Origin of the sequence: Kocuria sp. CNJ-770, from assembly GCF_001942375.1 — a bacterium.
Taxonomy (GTDB): domain Bacteria; phylum Actinomycetota; class Actinomycetes; order Actinomycetales; family Micrococcaceae; genus Kocuria; species Kocuria oceani.
Genome location: NZ_MKJW01000040.1, coordinates 1 through 2,609, shown reverse-complemented (window position 1 = coordinate 2,609; position 2,609 = coordinate 1). Strand labels below are relative to the sequence as shown.

3 protein-coding genes and 1 pseudogene are annotated in these 2,609 nt (G+C 67.5%); all 4 read right to left on the bottom strand.

Translation table 11 applies throughout. The features are described 5' to 3' along the window. Window positions 1–189 (bottom strand): annotated as a pseudogene (locus BJF77_RS01980) (conjugal transfer protein); the annotation flags it as partial. Continuing rightward, the gene (locus BJF77_RS21275; RefSeq protein WP_075871125.1) at window positions 186–1,256 is read right to left on the bottom strand and encodes a type IV secretory system conjugative DNA transfer family protein; all 1,071 of its coding nucleotides are present in this window, start codon (window positions 1,254–1,256) and stop codon (window positions 186–188) included. The gene BJF77_RS21275 and the pseudogene BJF77_RS01980, both read right to left, overlap by 4 nt. 8 nt (window positions 1,257–1,264) lie before the next feature. Continuing rightward, a complete protein-coding gene (locus BJF77_RS21270) occupies window positions 1,265–1,939 on the bottom strand; it encodes a hypothetical protein (protein ID WP_075871124.1) in 675 nt (224 codons plus the stop codon). Then, on the bottom strand, window positions 1,939–2,609 hold a 671-nt coding region (locus tag BJF77_RS01965; protein ID WP_369821343.1), incomplete at its 5' end, for an SCO6880 family protein. The genes BJF77_RS01965 and BJF77_RS21270, both read right to left, overlap by 1 nt.

Sequence of the window (2,609 nt, the reverse complement as noted above, 5' to 3'; positions counted from 1 at the left end):
CCCGGTGAAGGTGCCCAACGACCGTTCCCAGTACCCATCCGGCAAGGACCCCACACGCGGAGTGAGGGCCTGTCCGGCGATGTTCACCGCGTAGAGGAGCGCAGGGATACCGACCAGGACGAAGATCAACACCAACAGCAGAGCAACCTCCCCGCCACCGGTCTTGTACTTGCGGTCCAGGGAGCTCATCGTTCGCCCCTCTCCTGAGCGGCGCGGAACTTGGCCTCGTGCCACTTCTTCTCGGTGTCGTGAACCTGGCTCCGGCGTTCGGTGGGGGTGAACTCCATCGAGAACGGAATCCCCGCCCTGGCACCGACCTTGATGAAGAACTTCCCCTGGCCCGGCGGCGGGGAGGTGGTGCGATCGTCGAAGTACCACTCCCGGTTCTCCGGGTCTTCCAGCCAGGCCCGCAGCTCGACGTCGTTGACCGTGAGCTCGTCGGTGGAGGCAAATACGTCGTCGTTGGTGTATTCCATCGCCTCGTCCCCGCGTCGGTTCCAGGCGGGCGGGTCCTGCCAGGCGGCGAGCTGTTCCTGCTCGCGCATCGACAGCGGCACGGACTCGGTCAGCAGCGGCATCTCGGATTTGGCCAGCCCGCCGAGGATCTTGATCCCGCAGCGGTCCATGATGCCCTTGGCCTTGGCGCGATCCTCTTCGCCACGCACGGCCATGAGGTCGGAGGGGGTGTGGGAGGCCATGATCTGCCCGACCCCCATCTCCCGGTTCAGGCGGGTCAGGGCGTTGACCTGATCGACGATACCGGGCCCGGCCGCCAGGGTGTTCCACAGCTCATCAAGGATGAGCAGGAACCGCTGCCGGGCGATCACCCCGTCATCGGCCAGCATGTTGGAGGTCCGCACCGTTCCGGTGCCAATGGACCAGCACGCCAACAGTGTCGCCGCCCGCAGATCGGACTCGGACTGGGAGATCCGCGACAGGTCGAAGACCATCGGCCGGGAAGCGTCGATTTTGTTGGTGGAGGGGCGAGCGAACATCTGCCCGAAGGCCCCGGAGCCGCACAAGGAGTTCAGCGAGGACTCCAGGGGCTCTGTGATCTCGTCATAGCGGGCATCGTTGCCGCGATCCAGAGCAACCTCACGCACCTCCTGGGGGCGGTCTTTGAGCACCTGGCGCAAATCCGCCATGACCGGGACCGTGCCGGACTCGGCGTGGCGGGCTTCCAGGACGGTGAGGCACCGATCCAGGATCTGATCCTCACGCTCGTCCAGCGGCTTCTTGCGCAGGATCGCGATCAATGACCGGATCAGGTCGAAACGCCGGGTGTGCAGATCGGCCAGCAGCTCCTCCGCCTTCGCGGCAGACAGCAGCTTGGCCGCGGCGACCGCGCCGGCATCATCGAGGGGTTGATGTGGCCGACCCCGCGGCCCAGCGGCAGCACTGCCCCGCCGAGGGCTTCGATCATGGCGACGTGTTCGCCCTTGATGTCTCCGAGGACCATCGGCCACACCCCGAAGGCGGCCAGCCCAATGGCCATCCGCCGCAGCAGGGAGGACTTGCCCAGCCCCGGGTTGGCCATGATGAAGGCCGAGGGGTTGGCGATCACCCGCAGCTTCTGGAACCAGGAGATCGGATCACAGCACACCGGCTCCCCCGAGAGCAGGTTGCGCCCCAGCGGCACCCCCTCCAACGGGGAACCACCGCCCATAGGGAAGGGATAGAGTCCGCACACCTGGTAGTTAGTGCCGCGCATTTCCCGGATCGGGTGCAGCAGCTGCGCCTCGCCCAGACCCCGGCCCTTGTGGCCCCGCGGGCCCGGACGGCGGGCGGAGGCGGCAGTGACCGAGGTGCTGCCGGTGCGCTTGGGCTTGGCGAAGATCTTGCCGCCCTTGACGCGGGCGAAGGCCCGGTCCAGGACGGTAGTGCCGGCCGCGCCCCGAGAGGCGGGGAGGATGATCTGGTCTCGTTTCGTAGTGGCCATCAGAGTGCATTCCTCACGGTTGAAGGCAGTGCCAGGTGATCCGGAATCACCACACCCAGGGGGAGGCCGGCGGCGAAGGTGGAGTCCTGGGCGCCGTAGGCCTCCTCCAGGCGGATCCTCGCCGACGTGCCAAGGTTCTCGATGATGGCCTCGGCCTCATCCAGCTCGCCCTGGGAACGCACAGTGGCGGTGACGACGAGCCCGAAGTTCAGCAGCCCCGCCCCGTCGGCTTCCTCAGCCGCGGTGGCCTGAGCGGCGCGGGTCTCGCGGGTGTCCCGGGCCGTCGCCCGGTTGCGGGAGGAGGCGTTGAAGGTGGCGGTGTTGATGTCGTTCTCGACCATCTGCGCGGCCCGGGCGGGGTCGATGGGGCGGTAGAGCAGCGTGACGCGCTTGCGCACCAGCTCCGGGTTCGGGGCGATCAGGGCCTGGAGCACGTTGGCCTGAATAGTCGAGCGCGGGGGCACCGACATCGCCCAGGACTTCGACCAGGAGTTGTTGTGGTGATAGCAGTCCCAGAAGGTGTCGGCGGCCTGGGGGCCGACCTCGCTCCAATTCAGTTCCGGGGCCACCCCCTGGGAATGCGCTCGGTCGAAGAGCACCGCCTCGGCCGGATCGTAGGCCACCCGGATGACCTCACACAGCTGCTGAGCGGTCAGCGGTTCGGCCACCC

What these genes read in the sequence shown, in the direction of transcription:
- BJF77_RS21270 (WP_075871124.1), bottom strand. Translation starts at nt 1,939, where the DNA reads ATGGCCACTACGAAACGAGACCAGATCATCCTCCCCGCCTCTCGGGGC.